Source organism: Nesterenkonia lacusekhoensis (assembly GCF_017876395.1).
Taxonomy (GTDB): Bacteria; Actinomycetota; Actinomycetes; order Actinomycetales; family Micrococcaceae; genus Nesterenkonia; species Nesterenkonia lacusekhoensis.
This window is the reverse complement of record NZ_JAGINX010000001.1, coordinates 1,550,341-1,570,855: the sequence shown is the minus strand read 5'-3', so window position 1 is coordinate 1,570,855 and position 20,515 is coordinate 1,550,341. Positions and strand designations below refer to the sequence as shown.

The 20,515-nt window shown below is 67.5% G+C and carries 17 protein-coding genes and 1 tRNA gene; 13 read left to right on the top strand and 5 right to left on the bottom strand.

From position 1 onward, the window contains the following. Positions 1-65: 65 nt before the first annotated feature. Genes JOF45_RS07410 through JOF45_RS07390 form a run of 5 tightly spaced genes read left to right on the top strand, consistent with a single transcriptional unit; the run spans position 66 to position 5,194 of the window. Entirely contained in the window at positions 66-1,436 is a 1,371-nt protein-coding gene (locus tag JOF45_RS07410; protein ID WP_210048793.1) for a hemolysin family protein, read from the top strand. After that, positions 1,433-2,509 carry a hemolysin family protein gene (locus JOF45_RS07405; protein WP_210048792.1) on the top strand — a complete coding sequence of 359 codons (1,077 nt, stop codon included), beginning with the start codon at positions 1,433-1,435 and terminating at the stop codon, positions 2,507-2,509. The genes JOF45_RS07410 and JOF45_RS07405 overlap by 4 nt, the downstream gene beginning before the upstream one ends. Before the next feature lie 39 nt (positions 2,510-2,548). Next, on the top strand, positions 2,549-3,487 hold the full coding sequence (locus JOF45_RS07400; protein ID WP_210048791.1) for a metal ABC transporter solute-binding protein, Zn/Mn family: 939 nt from the start codon (positions 2,549-2,551) through the stop codon (positions 3,485-3,487). Then, entirely contained in the window at positions 3,480-4,310 is an 831-nt protein-coding gene (locus JOF45_RS07395; RefSeq protein ID WP_342591433.1) for a metal ABC transporter ATP-binding protein, read from the top strand. The genes JOF45_RS07400 and JOF45_RS07395 overlap by 8 nt, the downstream gene beginning before the upstream one ends. After that, the gene (locus JOF45_RS07390) at positions 4,307-5,194 is read left to right on the top strand and encodes a metal ABC transporter permease (RefSeq protein WP_342591432.1); all 888 of its coding nucleotides are present in this window, start codon (positions 4,307-4,309) and stop codon (positions 5,192-5,194) included. Before JOF45_RS07395 ends, JOF45_RS07390 begins: the two co-directional genes overlap by 4 nt. A gap of 12 nt (positions 5,195-5,206) precedes the next feature. Here JOF45_RS07390 and JOF45_RS07385 read toward each other — a convergent pair whose 3' ends face one another. Further along, entirely contained in the window at positions 5,207-5,638 is a 432-nt protein-coding gene (locus tag JOF45_RS07385; RefSeq protein WP_210048790.1) for a Fur family transcriptional regulator, read from the bottom strand. A gap of 36 nt (positions 5,639-5,674) precedes the next feature. Here JOF45_RS07385 and JOF45_RS07380 point away from each other — a divergent pair, with 36 nt between their 5' ends. After that, positions 5,675-6,109: an HIT family protein gene (locus tag JOF45_RS07380; RefSeq protein ID WP_210048789.1), complete on the top strand. Its 435-nt coding sequence runs from the start codon at positions 5,675-5,677 to the stop codon at positions 6,107-6,109. A 136-nt stretch (positions 6,110-6,245) separates the two neighbouring features. Here the strand turns inward: JOF45_RS07380 and JOF45_RS07375 are convergent. Beyond that, positions 6,246-6,329, bottom strand: a tRNA-Leu gene (locus JOF45_RS07375). A gap of 198 nt (positions 6,330-6,527) precedes the next feature. On the opposite strand from JOF45_RS07375, the gene hrpA reads away from it, so the two are divergent. Continuing rightward, on the top strand, positions 6,528-10,571 hold the full coding sequence (gene hrpA / locus JOF45_RS07370) for an ATP-dependent RNA helicase HrpA (protein WP_210048788.1): 4,044 nt from the start codon (positions 6,528-6,530) through the stop codon (positions 10,569-10,571). Here hrpA and JOF45_RS07365 read toward each other — a convergent pair. Then, positions 10,568-11,269, bottom strand: coding sequence for a lysophospholipid acyltransferase family protein (locus JOF45_RS07365; RefSeq protein WP_342591431.1), 702 nt, complete (start codon positions 11,267-11,269; stop codon positions 10,568-10,570). The genes hrpA and JOF45_RS07365 overlap by 4 nt on opposite strands. 32 nt (positions 11,270-11,301) lie before the next feature. On the opposite strand from JOF45_RS07365, the gene JOF45_RS07360 reads away from it, so the two are divergent. The 4 genes from JOF45_RS07360 to JOF45_RS07345 all read left to right on the top strand — a co-directional run bounded on the left by JOF45_RS07360 (position 11,302) and on the right by JOF45_RS07345 (position 15,793). Further along, entirely contained in the window at positions 11,302-12,012 is a 711-nt protein-coding gene (locus JOF45_RS07360; RefSeq protein ID WP_210048784.1) for an alpha/beta hydrolase, read from the top strand. After that, entirely contained in the window at positions 11,993-12,385 is a 393-nt protein-coding gene (locus JOF45_RS07355; protein WP_210048782.1) for a hypothetical protein, read from the top strand. The genes JOF45_RS07360 and JOF45_RS07355 overlap by 20 nt, the downstream gene beginning before the upstream one ends. Before the next feature lie 129 nt (positions 12,386-12,514). Continuing rightward, positions 12,515-14,344: an AMP-dependent synthetase/ligase gene (locus tag JOF45_RS07350; protein ID WP_210048780.1), complete on the top strand. Its 1,830-nt coding sequence runs from the start codon at positions 12,515-12,517 to the stop codon at positions 14,342-14,344. Between the two features lie 78 nt (positions 14,345-14,422). Further along, positions 14,423-15,793 (top strand): class II 3-deoxy-7-phosphoheptulonate synthase, encoded by a 1,371-nt coding sequence (locus JOF45_RS07345; protein WP_210051372.1) that lies wholly within the window; start codon positions 14,423-14,425, stop codon positions 15,791-15,793. Positions 15,794-15,839: 46 nt separating this feature from the next. Here JOF45_RS07345 and JOF45_RS07340 read toward each other — a convergent pair whose 3' ends face one another. Both JOF45_RS07340 and JOF45_RS07335 read right to left on the bottom strand, forming a co-directional pair. Then, positions 15,840-17,357, bottom strand: coding sequence for a protein kinase domain-containing protein (locus JOF45_RS07340; RefSeq protein ID WP_342591430.1), 1,518 nt, complete (start codon positions 17,355-17,357; stop codon positions 15,840-15,842). Positions 17,358-17,375: 18 nt separating this feature from the next. Continuing rightward, a complete protein-coding gene (locus JOF45_RS07335; protein ID WP_210048778.1) occupies positions 17,376-18,476 on the bottom strand; it encodes a polyprenyl synthetase family protein in 1,101 nt (366 codons plus the stop codon). A 22-nt stretch (positions 18,477-18,498) separates the two neighbouring features. Between JOF45_RS07335 and dinB the strand changes: the two genes are divergently transcribed. Then, the gene (dinB, locus tag JOF45_RS07330) at positions 18,499-19,713 is read left to right on the top strand and encodes a DNA polymerase IV (protein WP_210048776.1); all 1,215 of its coding nucleotides are present in this window, start codon (positions 18,499-18,501) and stop codon (positions 19,711-19,713) included. 80 nt (positions 19,714-19,793) lie between these two features. Continuing rightward, on the top strand, positions 19,794-20,210 hold the full coding sequence (locus JOF45_RS07325) for a DUF3040 domain-containing protein (RefSeq protein ID WP_210048774.1): 417 nt from the start codon (positions 19,794-19,796) through the stop codon (positions 20,208-20,210). Positions 20,211-20,515 lie beyond the last annotated feature (305 nt).

Below are 20,515 nucleotides of genomic sequence, written 5' to 3'. Positions count from 1 at the left end.
AACCTGGCTTCGCCGGTATTCTCAGGCATCCGTCCGCCCCTGATGCGCGGGGGTGGATCCGCTAGGTGGAATGGCTTCTGCTCGGCGTCGGCCTGCTGCTCATTCTGGGCAACGGCTTCTTCGTCGCCGTGGAATTCTCACTGGTAGCACTCGACCAACCCACCGTTCAGCAGGCGATCGACCGCGGCGACACGCGATCAGTGCCGCTGATGAAGTGTCTGAAGTCGCTGTCCACCCAGCTCTCCAGCTGCCAGCTGGGCATCACGCTGAACACGCTGCTGATCGGTTACGTGACCGAACCTGCCTTGGGGGCTCTGCTCGAGGACCCGCTGGAGGCGATCGGCGTTCCCGACGCCGCGGCCGGGGCTGTCTCTCTGGTGGTGGCCATGCTCATCGCCACGCTGCTGACCATGCTGATCGGTGAGCTGGTGCCCAAGAACCTCGCCGTGGCCGAGGCCTTCCGCGTGGGCCGGGCGCTGGCGCGTCCGCAGCTGATCTTCACTGCGATCTTCAGGCCGCTGATTATCGTGCTCAACGGCTTCTCCAACAAGGTCCTGCACCGCTTCGGTCTGGAGGTCAAGGAGGAGCTCTCCGGTGCGCGCACTCCCGAGGAGCTCTCGGCGATGGTGCGCCGTTCGGCCAACCTGGGCACCCTGGACGAGGGAACCGCCACGTTCTTGGACCGCACTCTGCGCTTCTCCGATCAGACGGCGGCCGATGTCATGACTCCGCGGCTGCGTATGGCCACCGTGGATGCTGAAGCGCCGGTGGTCGAGCTCATCGAGCTGGCCCGTCGCACCGGTTACTCACGGTTCCCGGTCCTCGGCGAGTCGGTGGACGAGGTCCGCGGCGTCGCCCATGTGAAGAAGGCTGTGGCCGTCCCACGGGAGAAGCGGGCCGGCCTGGTGGCCGCCACGCTGATGTCCGAGGCCACCCGAGTGCCCGAGACCATCCACCTGGATTCCCTGCTGCCGGTGCTGCGCGAAGCCCCGCTGCAGGTGGCTGTGGTGGTCGACGAGTACGGCGGCACCGCAGGAGTGGTGACTCTGGAGGACCTCATCGAGGAGATCGTGGGCGAGGTCGCCGATGAGCATGACCGCATCACCCCGGGAGTTCTGCAGGCCGCCTCGGGCGACTGGTTCTTCCCGGGACTGCTGCGTCCGGATGAGATCAACGCCCAGATCCTGGAGCTCCAGATCCCCGACGACGCCGCCTACGAGACGGCCGCGGGCTACGTCCTCTCCGCCTTGGGGAGGATCGCCGGAGTCGGCGACGAGGTGGAGGTCGCAGGCGGCCGTCTGGTGGTGGCCGGCGTCGAGGGGCGGCGGATCGACCGGCTGCGCTTCATCCCCGATCCTGAGGCTCGCCGGGCGGCCCAGGAGGCTGCCTCGGCTCGGGCCCGCAAGCTGGCCCAGGAGCGGGGTGTGCACCGATGATGGAGGAGCTCTTCGGACTGGTCTGGCTGGTCGTCCTGCTGGCGGGCAACGCCTTCTTCGTGGCGGCGGAGTTCGCCGTCCTCAGCGCCCGGCGCAGCCAGATCGAGCCCCAGGCGGAGCAGGGCTCCAAGCGTGCCAAGACGGCACTGTACTCCATGGAGCACGTCTCGCAGATGTTGGCGATCTCCCAATTGGGGATCACTGTGTGCTCGCTGCTGATCCTGCTGGTCTCCGAGCCTGCCATCCATCACCTGCTCACCGAGCCGATGGTGGCCCTGGGCGTCCCGTACCCGATGGCCAGCGCCGCGGCCTTCGTGGTGGCCCTGCTGTTCGTGAGCTTCCTGCACGTGACCTTCGGTGAGATGGTCCCCAAGAACACGGCGGTGTCGGTGGCGGATCGGGCGGTGCTCCTCGTGGCTCCGCCTCTGGTGTTCCTGTACCGGGTCTTCCTGCCGCTGATCTGGCTGCTGAACACCTTCGCCAACCTCACGCTGCGCGCCATGAGGGTTACCCCCCGGGACGAGGTCGTCTCCACCTTCACCCTGGAGGAGATGGGCTCCATCGTTGCGGAGTCCAAGCGCGGGGGAACGGTGCGCGATGAGTCCGGTGTCATCGCCGGGGCCCTGGAGTTCAGCGACTACACCGCCGCTGCCGTGATGGTCCCGGTGGACGAGGTGGTCACTGTGCCGGTGGAGGTCACGCCCAAGCAGGTGGAGAAGGCCGTGGGGCGGACCGGATTCTCCCGTTTCGTCGTCGTGGACGAGCAGGGCGGCTTCACCGGATACGTCCATCTGAAGGACATCATGGGGCTGCCCGAGGTCCGGTCTGCTGATCCGATCCCCGTGACCGCCGTGCGCTCGCTGGGCAACATGGCTCCCTCGGAGGAGGTCGACGACTGTCTGGCTCAGATGCAGCGGACCGGCTCCCATGTGGCCCGGGTGATCGACGAGACCGGTGCGACCGTCGGGGTCCTCTTCCTGGAGGACATCCTCGAGGTGCTGGTCGGGGAGATCAACGATGCCACACAGTCACGCGACTCCCGCCGGCGCCATACGGTGGAGGGAGTCAGTTGATATTTGTTCTCATTAGCGGGCAGGAGTATTCTTCTCGCCATGCATTCTTCTCTTCTGCGCCCGGCCGCGCTCACAGCGGCCGCGCTTCTCGCCCTGACAGCCTGCAGCGATGACAGTGACGGCGAGGCCGGTGCCGGCGGGGCTGAGGGTGAGGACACCGGGCTGCTGATCGTGGCTCCCACCGATGTCTACGCAGACCTGGTCCAGCAGATCGTGGGGGACACCGCCGAGGTCGAACCTCTGGTGGACAATCCCGCCATCGATCCCCACTCCTATGAGGCCTCTCCGCAGGACCGCCTGCTGGTGGAGGAGGCCGACGTCGTGTTGGCCAACGGCGGCGGCTATGACTCCTACATGAACCAGCTGGCGGACTCTGCCGGCATCGCCGAGGACGTCTACCAGGTCATCGAGGGGGACCACGAACACTCCCACGAATGGGACGGCGAGTATGAGAACGAGCACATCTGGTATGACCTCGGACTGATGAGCAGCTTCGCCCAGGACTTCTCTGAACACATGGGCGAACTGGCCCCGGAGAACGCCGAGGCCTACGAGGAGAACGCCCAGGCGCTCTCCGCCGAGATCGATGAGCTGCTCGAGCGGGCCCAGGACATCGACGCCGAGGGGCTGGCCTACTTCGCCACGGAGCCGGTCTCCCAGTTCCTGCTCCTCGACTCCGGCTTCGAAGACCTGACCGAGGAAGAGTTCCTCAGCGCCGTCGAGCACGGCGACGACGTCTCTCCCCGGCTGTATCAGGATTCCATGGACCTGGTGACCGAGGGCGAGGTCGATGCGCTCGCCTATAACCCCCAGACCGAGACGCACCAGTCCCAGCAGATCCGTGAGGCCGCAGAGGAGGCGGGGCTGCCGCTGCTGGAGTTCAGCGAGACCTTCCCGGACGACGTCGAGGACTACCTGGCCTGGATGGAGCAGAACATCAGCCAGGTCGAAGAGACAGTGGAGGAGCTGCGTGCCTGAGGCGGACCTCGATGCGCAGCACAGACCCGTGCTGCGCCTGGACGAAGCGACGATCGGGTTCCACGGCCGCACCCTCTGGGAGGACCTGAGCCTCGAGCTGGTCCCCGGTGAGTTCCTCGCCGTGCTGGGCCCCAACGGCTCCGGCAAATCGACTCTGCTGAAGGTCCTGCTGGGCCTGCAGCGGCTCGACCGGGGTCGGGTGGAGATTTCCGGACGCCCGGCTCGCCGCGGCAGCAGTCGGGTGGGCTACATCCCGCAGCAGCAGACGCTGCCGGTGGAGACCCCGCTGCGCTCCCGCGACCTGATCGCGATGGGTCTGGACGGGCACCGGTTCGGCCTGCGCACCCGCCCGAAGGCGCTGCACGCCTCTGTGGACCAGCTGCTGGAGGACGTGGGCGCCACCGACTACGCCGACATGCCGGTGGGACTGCTCTCGGGAGGCGAGCAGCAGCGGCTCCGGGCCGCCCAGGCGCTGGCTTCCAATCCTGACGTCCTGCTCTGCGATGAGCCGCTGCATTCCCTGGACCTGCACCATCAGCAGGCGGTGACTGAGCTGATCCGCCGTCAGGCTCAGGAGCGCGACGCCGCCGTGGTCTTCGTGACCCACGAGATCAACCCTGTCATCGAGCACGTGGACCGGGTGCTGTACTTCGCCCGCGGCCGGTATCGGATCGGCACGCCGGAGGAGGTCATCCGCTCCGAGGTGCTCTCCGATCTCTATGACTCTCCGGTGGACGTCATCGAGCACCGTGGCCGCCTGGTGATCATGGCAGACCACATCGAAGGCGACCACTGCGACGTGGACCATGGAGGCGTCCTGTGATCGAGCGCATCACCTCATCCTTCAACACCGACGGCTACTGGGATCTCTTCCAGCTGGTCCAGAACTCAGTCATCACCGCCGGGGTGCTCGGTCTGATGGGCGGGCTCATCGGCATCTTCATCATGCTGCGGCGCACCGCTCTGGTGGTCCACGGCATCGCGGAGATCAGCTTCGCAGGGGCCGCCCTGGCGCTGCTGGCCGGGGTCGACGTCGTCGCCGGCTCTGCCGTGGGCGCAGTGGTGGCCGCCCTGCTGATCGGGGTGCTCAGTCTGAAGGACCGTGACACCTCTGCGGTCACCGGTGTGCTCATGCCCTTCGGCATGGGACTGGGCATCCTCTTCCTGCACCTCTATCAGGGACGTTCGTCCAACCAGTTCGGCCTGCTGACCGGGCAGATCGTCGGTGTGGACGATATGCAGACTCAGACGCTGGTCACCGGCGCGGTGATCATCACTGCTGTGCTGATCGTGATCTGGCGCCCGCTGATGTTCGCTTCGGTGGATCCCCAGCTCGCCGCCGCCCGCGGGGTCCACGTCAGCGCGCTCTCGATCATCTTCATGGTGCTGCTGGGCTCAGCAGTGGCGATGTCGGTGCAGGTCGTCGGCGCCCTGCTGGTGCTCTCCCTGTTGGTCGTGCCCTCGGCGGCGGCGCTGAAGATCGCCGTGCGCCCGCTCTCTGTGGTGCTCTTCTCCATGGCCTTCGCCCTGGTCTCAGCCGTGGGCGGGATCATGCTGGCCCTGATGGGAACGGTGCCGATCAGCCCGTACATCACCACGATCAGCTTCCTGATCTACCTGGTCTGCCTCGGGGTGGGCCGTGGACGCAGGATCCGGCGTCAGCACCAGGTCGCCGAAGTGATGGCACGCTCAGCCCAGCAGGCGTGATCTGCTGGGCAGTCAGTCGGCAGCTGAGCATCTGGCGCAGTAGCCGAAGATCTCCAGTGTGTGCCGGGCGTCGGTGAACCCGTTCCGGTCGGCCAGCTCGCCGGCCCAGCTCTCGATGTCCGGGGCTTCGAACTCCACCGTCAGTCCGCAGCTGCGGCAGACCAAGTGATGGTGGTGCTCCTCGCGCTCGCACAGCCGGTAGATGGCCTCGCCGTCGTCGGGCCGGAGCACATCCAGCAGGCCTTCCTCCTGGTGGGCCTGCAGCACCCGGTACACCGTGGCGAGCGAGACCTTCTCCCCGCGCTGGTCCAGGATGCGGTGGAGGTCCTGGGCGCTGACGAAGTCCTCCAGGGAGTTCAGCGCAGCCCAGACGGCACGCTTCTGGCGCGTGGATCGGCCCCGCGGTGCGCCCGCGGCAGGGGAGGGTGAGGCGTCGGTACTCATGCTTGTCACAGGGTAGCAGGCGGATACAGTGGAACTATGAGCACAGTCTTCACCAAGATCATCGACGGCGAACTGCCCGGTCGCTTCATCTGGCAGGACCAGCGGTGCGTGGCCTTCCTCTCCATCGCGCCGCTGGCCTATGGTCACACTCTGGTGGTGCCGCGTCAGGAGATCGACCGGTGGACCGACGCCGACGCGGACCTGGTCACCCACCTGACCACCGTCGCCCAGCGCATCGGCACTGCTCAGGTGGAGGCCTTCGGCTCCCAGCGTGCCGGGCTGACCATCGCCGGCTTCGAAGTCCCGCACCTGCACCTGCATGTCTGGCCCTCGAACTCCATGGAGGACCATGACTTCTCCAACACCATCGAGGACCCCGATCCGGCGCAGATGGATGAGGCCGCGGAGAAGCTGCGTGTGGCGCTGCGGCTGATGGGGGAGACCGCGCACATTCCGGAGGAAGCGTCCTGACTGATCGGATCGCCCCGGGCTTGTCCTGAGATCTGGCCTTCTCGGCCGATTCTCGGGATAAGCCCGGGGCGATCCTTTCGTCTGCGCATACACGAAGGGCCCCGAACCTCTCGGTCCGGGGCCCTTCGCCCTGTTGTGCGCGAGGGGGGACTTGAACCCCCACGCCCGTGAAGGCACTGGCACCTGAAGCCAGCGCGTCTACCTATTCCGCCACTCGCGCAAGACGGGAAATCCTCGGACTTCCCTGCTCTGAACGACGCTTTCCGGTCTCGTTATCCCTCTGCGAGGAGGGCCCCTGATCCCGGCTTCAGCGCCGAACAGCGAGAACTACTCTAGCCCAAGAATTCCTCCAATGCATAATCGAGAGTCACGGGAGCTCAGAACCCCCGGAATCTCGGGGTTGTAGACTCGTACAGTTATGCCTGAGACCGCCCCGCAGCAGACTGCCCGGAGCAGAGCCGAATATTCCGCCGCCACCTTGAACTACCCGGAGCGTCTTCCGGTCACCGGTGAGCGGGAGACCATCCTGGACGCCCTGAGGGAGCACCAGGTGGTCGTCGTCGCCGGTGAGACCGGCTCCGGCAAGACCACCCAGCTGCCCAAGATGCTGCTGGAGCTGGGCATCCACCAGGGCGGCCTCATCGGTCACACCCAGCCCCGCCGGCTGGCGGCCCGGACGGTGGCCGAGCGTCTGGCCGAGGAGCTGGGCACCTCCATCGGCGAGGACATCGGCTATCAGGTCCGCTTCACCTCAGAAGTGTCGAAGAACACAGCGGTGAAGCTGATGACCGACGGCATCCTGCTGGCTGAGATCCAGCGGGACCCGCTGCTGAAGCGCTACGCGGCGATCATCATCGATGAGGCCCACGAGCGCAGCCTGAACATCGACGTCATCCTCGGCTATCTGCGCCGCATCCTGCCGAAGCGGCCGGACCTGAAGGTGGTGATCACCTCCGCGACCATCGACCCGGAGCGATTCGCCCGTCACTTCACCCGCCAGGAGCTTCCGGAGGGCTCCGAGGAGCTTCCCGACGACACTCCGATCATCGAAGTCTCCGGACGCACCTTCCCCGTGGAGATCCGGTACAGGCCTCTGCGGCCGGAGGCTGAGGCTGCAGACCCTGAGGACGAGTTCGGTCAGGCCCAGGATCCCGCTCACGAGGAGGAGGAGAAGGACCTGCTCGACGGCATCGCCGAGGCGGTCCAGGAGCTGGCCGAGGAGCCGACCGCAGGTCAGGGATCTGGCGACATCCTGATCTTCTTCCCCGGTGAGCGGGAGATCCGCGACGCCGCCGATCACCTCAGTGACGTGGTCAGCAGGGACCGCCGCCTGGCCGGCACCGAGATCCTGCCGCTCTTCGGCCGGCTGTCCATGCAGGAGCAGAAGCGGGTCTTCAGCCCCTCGGGCCGGCGCCGGATCGTGCTGGCCACCAATGTGGCTGAGACCTCGTTGACCGTACCGGGGATCACCTACGTGATCGACACCGGAACGGCCCGGATCTCCCGGTACTCCACCCGCACGAAGGTCCAGCGGCTGCCCATCGAGCCGATCTCTCAGGCCTCGGCGAACCAGCGTTCCGGCCGCGCCGGACGGACCTCGCCGGGTGTGGCGATCCGGCTCTATTCGGAGGAGGACTTCGATTCCCGTCCGGAGTTCACCGATCCGGAGATCCTGCGCACTTCGTTGGCCAGCGTGCTGCTGCAGATGTCCTCGATGGGCATCACCCGCACGCCGGAGGAGCTGCTGGAGTTCCCCTTCGTCCAGAAACCGGACTCCAAGGCGGTCAACGACGCCGTCCGCCTGCTCACCGAGCTGGGAGCCTTGGAGAGGTCCGGAACGGTCACCACCACCGGGCGGCTGCTCTCGCGGCTGCCCGTGGACCCGAGGCTGGGGCGCATGATGGTCGAGGCTGGTCGGCGCGGCTGCCTGGAGGAGGTCACCGTGCTGGTGGCGGCCCTGTCCATCCAGGATCCGCGGGAACGCCCCGGGGCCGGCGGGGACGGCGGAGCGGAGCGGGCGCAGGCCGATGAGCTGCACCGCCGTTTCGCCGATGACACCAGTGACTTCTCTGCGCTGCTGAACCTGTGGCGATATCTGCAGCAGAAGCAGGAGGAGCTCTCCGGCAATCAGTTCCGCAAGCTGTGTCGCCGCGAGTATCTGAACTATCTGCGGGTCCGCGAATGGCAGGACCTGGTCGTGCAGCTGGCTGAGATCGCCCGCGACGCCGACCTGGGGGAGCTGCCCAGTGGGCGGCGGGCCTCGTCTCTGGCGAAGAATCCCGCCACCAGCAGCGACGCCGTCCACCAGTCGCTGCTGTCCGGGCTGCTCAGCCACATCGGTCTGTATTCGCCCAAGAACCGCGATTACCAGGGAGCGCGCGGAACCCGGTTCGCCGTCTTCCCCGGCTCGGGACTGTTCAAGAAGAACCACGATTGGGTCATGGCCGCCGAACTGGTGGAGACCTCGCGGCTCTGGGCCCGCACAGTGGCCAGGGTGGATCCCGCCTGGGTCGAGGAGCTCGCTCCGCATCTGACCAAGACCTCCTACTCGGAGCCTCGCTGGAGCTCTCGCAAGGGCGCCGTGGTGGCCACGCAGAAGGTGACGCTCTTCGGCGTGCCGGTGATCGCGGACCGTCAGGTGCTCTACGCGAAGGTGGATCCGGTCTACAGCCGCGAGCTGTTCATCCAGCGCGCTCTGATCGAAGGTGACTGGAACACCCGGCACCACTTCGACCGCCGCAACCGAGAGCGCTTCCAAGAGATCGAGGAGCTGGAGAACCGCACCCGCCGCAAGGACCTGCGCGCCTCGGACGAGGAGCTCTTCGCCTTCTTCGACGAGCGCCTGCCGGCCAAGATCGTCTCCCAGCGCCATTTCGACACGTGGTGGAAGAAGCAGCGTCATGAGACTCCGGAGCTGTTGGACCTGGGTGAGGAGCACCTGCTGGCCGACTCGGCCGAGGAGGTCGACGTCGAGGCCTTCCCAGAGCATTTCGACCATGACGGTCTGGCCCTCGAGCTGCGCTACGAGTTCAATCCCAGCCGCTATACGGCCGGCAGCACCGGTTCCGACGGCATCACCGTCCGAGTTCCGGTGCTCTTCCTGAATCAGCTCCAGCCCCACCGGTTCTCCTGGCTGATCCCCGGGCTGCGCGCCGAGCTGATCACCCATCTGATCCGTTCGATGCCCAAGTCGGTGCGGAAGAACTTCGTCCCCGCCCCGGACGTGGCCGCCCAGGCTCTGGAGCGGCTCGAGGCCGACTACCAGCCGGGGGTCGACCCGCTTGAGCCTGCCCTGGCCGCAGTTCTGCAGCGGTTGCGCGGCCACGTGGTCGACCCCGCGGTCTTCGACGTCTCGGCTCTGCCGGATCATCTGCGCTTCACCTTCGCAGTGATCAGCGAGAAGGGGCGGGTGCTGGACTCCGGGACCGACCTGGAAGAGCTGCAGGTCCGCTTCTCCTCGGAGAGCCGTGCCGCGATCAGCCGCGCCACCAGCGGCCAGCAGACCACGAGGCCGGCCCCCGCCTCGACACCGGCACACGGCACCGGGCAGGCGGCCATCACCGACCAGCCCGCCGCGGTGTCCCAGGCCCGCGAGCAGACCTCTTGGACCTTCGGGAACATCCCGCGAGAGGTCACCGCAGCGGTGGCCGGGCGGGAGGTCACCGGATTTCCGGCCTTGGTGCCCGACGGCGCGGGTGTGCGCTGCGCGGTGCAGGATTCGGCTGTGGAACAGGCGCGGGTGCACCGCAGTGGGGTGGTCGCCCTGCTGCGGGCCGTGCTGCCCTCGCCGCAGCGCTATGTGGTCGATCACCTCAGCAATCGGGAGCGTATGGCCTTCGGCCAGTTCTCCCAGGTGGAGGAGATCGTCGCCGATGCCACCACGGCTGCGCTGGAGCACCTGGTCCCCGGGGAACTCGGTTCCGCCGCGGAGCTTCCGTTCACCGCCGAGGAGTTCGACCGGATCGCCCGCAGCGCCCGCGCTGACCTGATCGAGACGGTGCTGACACTGACAGATCTGATCGCCCAGTCGCTGACGGCCGCGGCCGAACTGCGCTCGCAGCTGGCGAGCGTGCGCTCAGCGGCTCTGCGCCCTGCGGTGGAGGATATGACGGCGCAGCTCGATCAGCTGGTCTACCCAGGGTTCGTGACCGCCACCGGGTACCAGCAGCTGCGGCATATGCCGCGCTATCTGCGGGCGGCCCAGATTCGGCTGGAACGTCTCCAGGACGGACAGGCCGTGGCCAAGGACACCACGGATATGCAGCAGGTCCAACAGCTGGAGGATGAGTACGACGCCGCGGTGGAGGCTGTTCCGCCGCAGCTGGCGGTTCCGGAGCAGCTGCGCGCGGTGAAGTGGATGATCGAGGAGCTGCGGGTCAACCTCTTCGCCCAGCAGCTGGGGACGGCTCAGACGGTGAGTGCCAAACGGGTGCGCAGGGCCATCAAGCAGACGACACGCTAGCTTCCGGCCTTCTTCTCCTGCTCGAGCTTGCGCTTCACGTCCGCGGCGTAGAGATCCACGTACTCCTGCCCGGAGAGCCGCATGATCTGATACATGATCTCGTCGGTGACGGCGCGCTGGGCAAAGCGATCGGTGGTGTTGTCGTAGTAGGCGTCGAAGTGGAGGGGTTCCCCGATGATCATGCCCACCCGGCGCAGGTTGGGGACCTTCTTGCCGATGGGCTGGACCTTCTCCGTGCCGATCATCGCCACGGGGATCACCGGCACTCTGGTGTTCAGCGCCAGACGGGCGACCCCGAGCTTGCCGCGGTAGAGGCGGCCGTCGGGGGAGCGGGTCCCTTCCGGGTAGATGCCCAGCAGTGCGCCGTCGCGCAGCGCCGCTTCGGCCGCCGAGAGAGCGCTCTGACTGGCCTGGCCTCCGGAGCGGTCCATGGGGATCTGTCCGCTGGCCTCGAAGAACTTCTTCTGCGTCCAGCCCCAGGGGCCCTTCTTCACGAAGTAGTCCTTCTTGGCCAGGAAGCGGACCGGGCGCGGCACCTTCACCGGGAGGAAGACTGAGTCGGAGAAGGAGAGGTGGTTCGAGGTCAGGATCGCTGGGCCTTCGGTGGGGACGTTGTCGAGCCCCTTGACCCAGGGGCGGAAAGCGGTGTTGACCAGAGGGGCGACGGCAAAGGTCTTGGCCACGTAGTAGAACGACACGCGCACTACTCTAAAGCCTCTAAGATGAACACATGGGAAACGCTCATGTCGGCGTCGCCGTCTTCCACGGCTTCACCTCCACCACGGCGAGCATGCGCCCGGTGGCCGAGGCTCTCGAGGCTGCCGGCTACCGTGTGGAGCTGCCGCTGCTGCCCGGTCACGGCACCTCGTGGCAGGACCTGGCGCAGACCCCGCACCAGGACATCATGCGCGCCGCCGTGGCCGCCTACGATCGTCTGGCCGCCCGCTGCAGCCAGGTGGCTGTGGTCGGCCTCTCCATGGGCGGGGCGCTGGCCCTGCACGTCGCGGCCAGGCGCCGTGTCCTCGCCGTGGTGACCATCAATCCGGGTCTGCGGCTGAAGCCCTTCACCGGACTGGGTGCCTCAGTCCTGGGTCGGCTGCGCCGCAGCGTCCCCTCGATCGCCGGGGACATCGCTCGGCCGGGTGTACAGGAGGAGGCCTATCCGGTCACCCCGCTGCGCGCCGTCGTCGGGCTGGACCGGATGTTCCGCGAGGTCCGCGGGGAGCTCGCCGAGGTGCGGGCCCCGGTGCTGCTGCTGCGATCTGCGCGGGACAATATCCTCCCACCCTCCTCAGCCGCTACCCTGGAGAAAAGTCTGCGTCCGGGACAGTTGCGCACCGTACCGCTGCACAACAGCCTGCACGTGGCGACCCTGGACCACGACGCCGACATCATCACTCGGACAACACTGGAGTTCCTCGATGAGCAAGAAGCGCGATGACGGACAGGGACCTTCCCCGCGGAGCCGCCCGGTGAGGAGCTACCGGATGGAGAGCGATCAGCCCGGAAACCGCCGCCCCGGGGGTCCTGCACCCCGCGGACCGCGGGACTACACCGTGAAGGACGGCGACCTCGACGACTTCACTCCGCCCAACCCGGGCAACCCGCTGGCCGGCGCCAAGCCAGGGGTGGCCCTGGGCGCTCTGCTGTCGCTGCTGGGCATCCTGGCCCTGGTGGTGGTTCCCTTCCTGCCGATCAGCGCCCCGAGCTGGACGGTCCCGGCGCTGATCGGCGTCGTGCTCCTCGGGCTGGTCATCCTCTTCCTGCAGATGCCCCGTCACCGCAGCGGAGGCGGCGACGGCGCCCAGGTCTGAGGCGCTGCCCCGGCCTGAGGGACGCTGTGGGGCCGCGTGGACAGGGGAACCCTGAGACATTACTGTGATGAGAAACACGCCACGTGTCCATCGTGGTGTGGATCCTGCAGACCATGAGGAGAAGTGACCGTGAGCGAGAACAGCGTCCCGGCAGTCATCGACGTCCCCGCAGAACTGAACATCACAGATCTGCTGGAGCGTCAGGCTGATGCGGATCCCGAGAACATCCTCTTCGGTCGTCAGCTGAGCCCGGGGGAGTGGACCGACATCTCGGCCGCGGAGTTCCGCGCCGATGTCATAGCCCTGGCCAAGGGCCTGGTCGCCGAAGGTGTCCGGGCCGGAGATCGGGTCGGCATCATGGCGGCCACGCGCTACGAGTGGACGCTGCTGGACTTCGCGATCTGGTACTCCGGAGCGATCACCGTACCGATCTACGAGACCTCCTCGCCCTCCCAGGTGGCCTGGATTCTGGAGGATGCCGGCGTCAGCGCGGTCTTTGCGGAGCGATCTGAGCACGAGCGGGTCGTCGAGCGGGCCATCAGTCAGGAGAAGCTCGAGGGCGTGCACCACATCTTCCGGATCGAAGGCGATGATCTGGACCAGCTGCGCGACGCCGGCCGCGAGATCTCCGACGAGGAGATCGAAGTCCGCCGCACCGCCGCCGGTCTCTCGGACGTGGCCACCATCATCTACACCTCCGGGACCACAGGGCGGCCCAAGGGTTGCGAACTGACCCACGGCAACTTCGCCGAACTGTGCCTGCAGACCCTGCAGATCCTGGGTCACGTGGTCCATAAGCAGGCCTCCACGGTCATGTTCATCCCGCTGGCCCACGTCTTCGCACGCTTCATCTCCGTGCTGGCAGTGGCAGCAGGATCCCGGGTGGGCCACACTTCGGACATCAAGGAGCTGGTGGACGACCTCGGGACGTTCCGCCCCACCTTCCTGCTGGCTGTGCCGCGGGTCTTTGAGAAGATCTACAACGCCGCCCTCCTGAAGGCCCAGGGTGAGGGGAAGGGACGCATCTTCGAGAAGGCCGCCGAGGCAGCCATCGCCTGGTCCAAGGCCAGTCAGGCCGGCAAGGTGCCCTTCGGGCTGAAGCTCAAGCACGCCGTGTTCTCCAAGCTGGTCTACTCCAAGCTCCATGCCCGGATGGGCGGACAGGTGGCTCACGCGGTCTCCGGCGGCTCCCCGCTCGGGGCACGTCTGGGCCACTTCTTCCATGGCATCGGGGTGACCATCCTGGAGGGCTACGGGCTCACCGAGACCACGGCGCCCATCACCGTGAACACGCCGGAGCAGCTCAGGATCGGCACGGTCGGCCTCCCCCTGCCCGGCAACGCCGTGCGGATCGCCGAGGACGGCGAGATCCTCGGCCGCGGCGTCTGTGTCTTCCCGGGCTACCGCAACCGTCCGGAGGAGAATGCCGAGTCCTTCGTGGAGATCGACGGCCAGAGGTGGTTCCGCACCGGAGACATCGGCAGCCTGGACGAGCAGGGCTACCTGACGATCACCGGTCGCAAGAAGGAGATCCTGGTGACCGCCGCGGGCAAGAACGTCTCCCCGGGGCAGCTGGAGGATCAGATCCGCGCCGATGCCATCGTCTCTCAGGCGGTCGTGGTGGGAGACGGCCGGCCCTTCGTCGCCGCTCTGGTCACTCTGGACCCTGAGACGCTGCCCCAATGGCTGGAGCGGCAGGGAATCGACCAGGACACTCCCATGGGTCAGCTCATCCGCGACCAGCGCGTCATCGACCACATCCAGTCCGTCATCGACCGAGCGAACGAGAGCGTCAGCCGGGCGGAGTCCATCCGCGAGTTCCGTCTGCTGGAGAAGGACTTCACCATCGAGTCGGGGCACCTCACGCCGTCGCTGAAGATCAAGCGGCCGGCGGTCATGAAGGACTACGCGGAGCAGGTGGAGGCCCTCTACCGGGATGCGGCCGCGGCGCGCGGATGAGCCTATTAGGCTCATCCTCACAGTGCGCTTTACGCTAGTGCGGTGACTACTACGCCAGAGCCCCGTACCGACGTCCAGTTGACCGCACCCGGAGAGATCCTGCACACCGGTGCCGCCGACTATCCCGGCTTGGACGAGTGGCGCAGTCTGCCGCTGAAGCAGCAGCCGGACTGGCGTGGACACCCGGACTTCGACTCCGCCTACGAGCAGCTCTCCTCCAACCCTCCGCTGGTCTTCGCCGGCGAGGTGGACAAGCTCAAGCGCCGCTTGGCCCAGGTGGCCAACGGCGAGGCGTTCCTGCTGCAGGGCGGGGACTGCGCCGAGACCTTCGACGGAGTCACCGCCGATAAGATCAGCGCCCGGGTCAAGACCATCCTGCAGATGGCTGTGGTGCTGACCTACGGCGCCTCCCTGCCGGTGGTGAAGATGGGACGCATGGCCGGCCAGTACGCCAAGCCGCGCTCCTCGGACATGGAGACCCGCGGGGACGTGACCCTGCCGGCCTTCCGCGGGGAGATCGTCAACGGCTATGACTTCACCGAGGAGTCCCGGATCCCGGACCCCAAGCGCATGGTGGAGGCCTACAACAAGTCAGCCTCCACGCTGAACCTCATCCGAGCCTTCACGGAGGGCGGCTTCGCCGACCTGCGTGCGGTCCAGCAGTGGAACAAGGGGTTCATGGAGAACCCGGCGCACGCCAAGTACGAGCAGATAGCCGGTGAGATAGACCGTGCGGTGCGCTTCATGGAGGCCTGCGGCGCCGACTTCGAGGGCCTGAAGCGTACTGAGTTCTACTCTGCCCACGAGGCTCTGCTGCTGGACTATGAGCGTGCCCTGACCCGCATCGACTCCCGCACCGGCCAGCCCTACGTGACGTCCGGGCACTTCGTGTGGATCGGGGAGCGCACCCGTGAGCTCGACGGCGCCCATATGGACTACCTCTCCCGGGTCCAGAACCCGGTGGGCGTGAAGCTGGGGCCCAGCACCACGGTCGAGACCGTCCTGGAGATCATCGAGAAGCTGGACCCGCAGCGCGAGCCCGGCCGCCTGACCTTCATCTCACGTATGGGCGCCGCCAACATCCGCGAGAAGCTGCCCGCCCTGGTGGAGGCGGTCCGGGACTCCGGCGCCAAGGTCGTCTGGGTCACCGACCCGATGCACGGCAACACCATCACGGCCAAGAACGGGTACAAGACCCGCCGGTTCGACGACGTCATGGACGAGGTCCGAGGCTTCTTCGAGGTCCACCGTGCCGCCGGAACCTACCCGGGCGGTCTGCACGTGGAGATGACCGGTGATGACGTGGCCGAGTGCCTGGGCGGATCCGATGAGATCGACGAGACAGCCTTCGACGAGCGCTACGAGACCCTGGTCGACCCTCGGCTGAACCATAAGCAGTCTCTGGAGATGGCATTCCTGGTGGCCGAAGCTCTCAAGAAGGTCAAATGACCAGCTGATGAGCTGTCCGTTGATCCGCTGACTGGGAGGCCTCCCGCTACTGGGGGCCTCCCAGGCTGGGGACGATGGCCGGGCTCAGGCCCAGGAACCACGCCAAGAGGGTCACCACCGATCCCACGATCATTACGATCGCCACTGTCAGCCAGGCGCGCGTCGGCGTCGGGGACTGCAGCTGGATCGTCGGGCGCTGCCGGTCCTTCCGGCCCTCCGGTCGGCGCTGACGCTGCTCCGACCGTGCTGAGTCTTCGGCCGCCTCAGCGCTGAGCGTGCTGGCCTGACCCTGCCCGCGGCCCACTGCGGAGAACTGTGTGGTCTCATCCTGCGCCTGTGGCGTATAGGTGGCTTCCGGGGCGGCATAACTCATCGTGGGGACCTCCGCCACGGTCTGCCGGTCCTGCTCGGCCAGTGTGGACCAGCTGCCCGCCGGCCGGGCGTGGCCCAGGGCGGCGTCGACGTCGTCATCCCAGCTCTCCGGCTCCTCACGGGTGGGGAAGTCCTCCGGAAGCAGGCCTGCGTCCTCTCCCATGCCCGGGCTCTCTGCGGAGACGGCGGACGGTGACGCCGTCGGGGCAGAGCCCAGCACTGCGGTGCCCGCCGCGGCGTCATCCTGCGGGGCGGGCTCCTGCGCCGGTTCGCCGTGGTGTCGCCGGTGCTTGCGCAGCGCGCCGTCGAAGTCCAGCTGCGCATCGGTGAGCTCCGCCCGGGTCGAGCGCAGCAGGGCGAGGAACTCGTCGGCGTTCTTGGGACGCCCCACCATCTTCGGCGCAGTGGCCGCAGTGACGAGCTCGTCCAGCGGCTGAGCCAGGCCGGGCGCGTACTGTGAGGGGTCCGGGACGGTGGAGTTCACGTGCTGGAAGGCCACGCGCACCGGTGAGTCGCCGGTGTAGGGCTGCACGCCGGTGAGCATCTCGTAGAGCAGGATGCCGGTGGCGTAGATGTCTGCCCGCTCATCGGCGCCTTCGCCGGAGAGCAGCTCGGGGGAGATGTAGGCGACCGTGCCCATCAGGGTGGAGGTCCCGGAGTGGTGGGTGGCCGCCCGAGCCAGGCCGAAGTCGGCGAGCTTGATGCTGCCGTCCCGGGAGACCAGGACGTTCTCCGGTTTGATGTCGCGATGGACCAGGCCGGCGCGGTGGGCCGCTCCGAGCCCGCCCAGGATCGCCTCGAGGTAGGTCAGGGCGAGCCGGGGCGTCATGGGACCCTTCTTCAGCAGAGTGCGCAGCGTGGCACCCGGCACGTACTCCATCACCAGATAGGCGGTCTCGCGGGTCTGGCCCTGGTCGAGGACCTGGACCACATTGGGGTGGGAGATCAGCGCGGAGTTCCGTGCCTCCTGTTCGAAGCGCTCGACGACCTTCCGGTCCTCGGCCATGTGAGGGAAGAGGACCTTGAGCGCGACACGGCGGCCGAGGCGGCGGTCCTGGGCCACGTAGACCGTGGACATCCCGCCGCGGGCCACGCGGTCTTCGATCACATAGCGTCCGTCGATCTCGGACCCCATCCAGGGGTCCATCGACTCGGTCTCCTGCTCGCCGGAGGAGGGGTGTTCGCTGCTCACCTCTCCAGAGTATCCGACCTACCGGATGCGACGGACGAGCCGCTCGCGGACCTCGGCGAACTCGTCGAGGACGTCGTCGGTCACACCGGCCTCGCGCAGCGGGTCCTCGGCGCGGCGGCTCTGCTCGCTGAGCTCATCGATGCTGCGCTCGACCTCCGCCAGTGCTCCGGAGGAGACGAGGATCTCGCGTGCCCGGTCCACCTGGTCCTCCGAGAGCTCAGGGTCGCCCAGCATTGCGCTGAGCTGTTCGGATTCGGCCGCGGAGGAGCGGAAGAGGCCATAGGCGATGAGCTCGGTGCGCTTCCCCTCACGCAGGTCGTCTCCGACGGGCTTGCCGGTGGTCTCCGGGTCGCCGAAGATCCCGAGGATGTCGTCGCGCAGCTGGAAGGCTTCGCCCGCCGGCAGGGCTGCCGCGGCGAAGGCATCGCTCAGCGCCGGGGATCCGCCGGCCAGCGCGCAGCCCAGCACCACCGGATACTCCGTCGAGTACTTGGCGGCCTTATAGCGCAGCACGCCTCGGGCACGGGTCACGGCCTCTGCTTCGGTGGGGGCTGGGCGGCGCACTTCGGCGAGGACATCGAGGTACTGGCCGGTGATGACACTGGTGTGCATCCGCTGGAAGGTCTCGCGGGCGAGGGTGTCCGAGCGGGTGGCGGCCCCGGAGGTCAGCTCGGCCTGGGCATAGGCCTGGCCGGCCCAGGCGAGGGCGAGGTCGCCGGAGAGGATGGCTCCGCTGGTGCCGAAGTGTCGGCCCTGGCCGCTGAATCCCGCCTCGCGGTGCAGCTTCTCGAAGCGGACATGGGCGCTGGGCTGTCCTCGGCGGGTGGAGGAGCGGTCGATCACATCGTCATGGACCAGCGCGGCGGCCTGGAAGAGCTCCAGGGCGACGCCGAGCTGCTCGGCCGCGCTGCCTGGTTCCGGATCGCCGCCGGCGCCACGCCAGCCGATCCACCCCAAGGCTGGGCGGAGCTTCTTTCCTCCGCTGGTCAGCGCGCTGAGCGCGTCGACCAGCGGGGCGCCGTCGGGGGAGATGGCAGAGACCTCTGCGCGGCGCTCTTCCAGAAAGGCGGCGCAGCGGCGGTTGACCTGGTCGATGAAGGCGTCGCGCGAGAATGTCACCGCACCACCGTACCCTGGAGACATGGCTTCTGAACCGGCTTCCCCCGGTCGCGCGGGCGGCGCCCGTGTCCTGGCGCACGCGGATATGGACGCCTATTACGTGGAGGTGGAGCTGCTGCGCAGGCCTGAGCTGCGCGGCCGAAAGATCATCGTGGCTCAGGACTCCGGGCGTTCGGTGGTGCTCTCGGCCTCCTATGAGGCGCGGGCGGACGGAGTGCGGTCGGCCATGCCGCTCTCGCAGGCCCGCCAGCTCAGCCCTCACGCGCTCGTGCTGGAGCCGACGATGCACCGGTACCGCGAGATCTCGGCCCAGATCATGGCCTACTTCGCCACGCTGACCGACCGCGTGGAGCAGCTGAGCGTGGACGAGGCCTTCCTGGACCTCACCGGCGCCCAGCGCCGTCTGGGGTCCCCCGAGCAGATCGGTCACATGATCCGCCGCGACATCCGCGAGCAGTTCGGACTGCCGGTGACCGTGGGCATCGCGGACCGCAAGTTCATCGCGAAGATCGCCTCCACCCGTGCCAAGCCGGACGGTCTGCTGCTGGTCCCTCCGCCGCGCCGCGTGGAATTCCTGCACACCCTGCCGGTGCGTGCGCTCTGGGGCGTGGGCGCCAAGACCGCCGCCGCTCTGGAGGGTCTGGGGATCACCACGGTGGAGCAGCTGGCCCATACCCCGGCTGATGCCCTGCGGCGCCGCTTCGGTGTCCACGGCGAACAGCTGCACCGGTTGGCCTGGGGTGAGGACGGCCGTGATGTGGAGACCGAGCGAGCCGAGAAGAGCATCGGAGCAGAGGAGACCTTCGCGGAGGACATCGAGGCGGAGAAGGTCCTGCGGGAGGAACTGCTGCGACTCAGCCATAAGGTGGCCGGCCGACTGCGAGCATCCTCCGTGACGGCCCAGGGGGTGGCGCTGAAGCTGCGGTATCGGGACTTCGAGACCCATACGCGCAGCGCCACCCTGCGCCACCCCACCCATTCGGGCCTGACGCTGTACTCCACCGCGGTCTCCCTGTTGGAGAGGATGGGGGAGCGCCCTCAGCCGGTCCGACTGATCGGGGTCCGCGCCGAGCGGCTCCAGCAGGACGCCGGGGCGCTGCAGCTCAGCTTCGACCGGACTGAGACCAATTGGGTCGATGCGGAGAATGCTGTCGACGCTGTGGCACGGCGCTTCCCGGGGGCCTCCGTGGCCCCGGCATCTCTGCTTTCCCGAGAGCCTCGCCCTGGGATAGAATGATTCCCCAGGTATAACCAGTTCTGCGGGGCCGCTCCGCAGGCCGGGTTGACCGCCGAAGCCGAACCGCGAGGAGCCTCACGATGCCACTGTCGGAGCGCGAGCAGCGCATGCTCAAGGAGCTGGAGGATCAGCTTCAGTCGGAGGACCCCAGTTTCGCCAGCTCGATGCAGGAAGCACCTGCCGGCAAGCTCAACGTCCGCAACCTGGTGCTCGGCCTGCTGGTGGCGGTCGGCGGCATCGGCGTCCTCATCTTCGGCATCTATAACCAGTGGATCTGGTTGGGTGTCATCGGTTTCCTGATCATGGGCCTGGGCGTCTACTTCGCGACCACCGGTGGGCCCTCAGGCAGCGACTCCTCGGCCGACGGCGGCAACGGATCCGGCGGCAACGGCGGTGGCGGAGGGGGCGGAGGCCCACGCTCCTCCACTCCGAGCCCCTCAGGCTCATTCATGAGCGGCCTGGAGCAGCGTTGGGACGAACGACGCCGCCAGGACTGACTCCACCGCACGACTGACGAAGGCCCCCTCTCCACGACGGAGAGGGGGCCTTCGTCATGCCGGTCCGGATTCCTCGGATCCAGCTCGCTCCACTTCCCACCACTCGCTCCACTTCCTCCACTTCCCACCACTCCCGCCACGCCCCTGCCGCCGCGGTCGCGTTCCGCCTGGCATTGCGACCTTCTCCTGCCCGCGTGGCGTGAAAATCCCTCCACCGTCCACCACTGCGCCATCTCTCTCCTGTTTCCCCAGGTCAGGCGCCATTCCGGGGTTCGTCACTGCGGAGAACACTCCCCGCGAGGCCT

Excerpts from the sequence above, each read along its gene's own strand:
- JOF45_RS07385 (WP_210048790.1), bottom strand. The coding sequence starts at position 5,638 with ATGAGTACCGACGCCTCACCCTCCCCTGCCGCGGGCGCACCGCGGGGC.
- JOF45_RS07405 (WP_210048792.1), top strand. The coding sequence starts at position 1,433 with ATGATGGAGGAGCTCTTCGGACTGGTCTGGCTGGTCGTCCTGCTGGCG.
- JOF45_RS07360 (WP_210048784.1), top strand. The coding sequence starts at position 11,302 with ATGGGAAACGCTCATGTCGGCGTCGCCGTCTTCCACGGCTTCACCTCC.
- JOF45_RS07325 (WP_210048774.1), top strand. The coding sequence starts at position 19,794 with ATGCCACTGTCGGAGCGCGAGCAGCGCATGCTCAAGGAGCTGGAGGAT.
- JOF45_RS07400 (WP_210048791.1), top strand. The coding sequence starts at position 2,549 with ATGCATTCTTCTCTTCTGCGCCCGGCCGCGCTCACAGCGGCCGCGCTT.
- JOF45_RS07355 (WP_210048782.1), top strand. The coding sequence starts at position 11,993 with ATGAGCAAGAAGCGCGATGACGGACAGGGACCTTCCCCGCGGAGCCGC.
- JOF45_RS07380 (WP_210048789.1), top strand. The coding sequence starts at position 5,675 with ATGAGCACAGTCTTCACCAAGATCATCGACGGCGAACTGCCCGGTCGC.
- hrpA (WP_210048788.1), top strand. The coding sequence starts at position 6,528 with ATGCCTGAGACCGCCCCGCAGCAGACTGCCCGGAGCAGAGCCGAATAT.
- dinB (WP_210048776.1), top strand. The coding sequence starts at position 18,499 with ATGGCTTCTGAACCGGCTTCCCCCGGTCGCGCGGGCGGCGCCCGTGTC.